The organism is Gilvimarinus sp. 1_MG-2023, assembly GCF_030548285.1.
Genome location: NZ_JAUOSC010000761.1, coordinates 1 through 294 on the forward strand (window position 1 = coordinate 1; position 294 = coordinate 294).

At 52.7% G+C, this 294-nt stretch carries 1 protein-coding gene; it reads right to left on the reverse strand.

Annotated elements, in window-relative coordinates:
- A partial coding sequence (locus Q4563_RS18935; RefSeq protein WP_303605612.1) for a helix-turn-helix domain-containing protein occupies positions 1–285 on the reverse strand: 285 nt, incomplete at its 3' end.
- Positions 286–294: the final 9 nt, after the last annotated feature.

A 294-nucleotide genomic window follows, 5' to 3' on the forward strand; every position in this document is an offset into this window, starting at 1 on the left:
GGAAATCCCTTCTCCCAGCTTGAGTGAATACGACCGCAGAATCGGCGTGACATGCTTGCCAATGTCCCTGCCCTGCAGGAACTCCCCCGCCAGACCCAGTATTTTGGGCGTCAGTTTGTACACCCGGTTGCTGCATTCCAGATAACCCAGATATTGCAATGTCAGCACCAGTCTGCGAGCGACCGTTCGGTTCAGGCCGGTTTTCTCAGCTATATTGGGAATGGTCATGGATCGATCCGTGCCACTAAACGCCTCCAATACTTCCAGGCCTTTTGCAAAGGTCATGGATATATC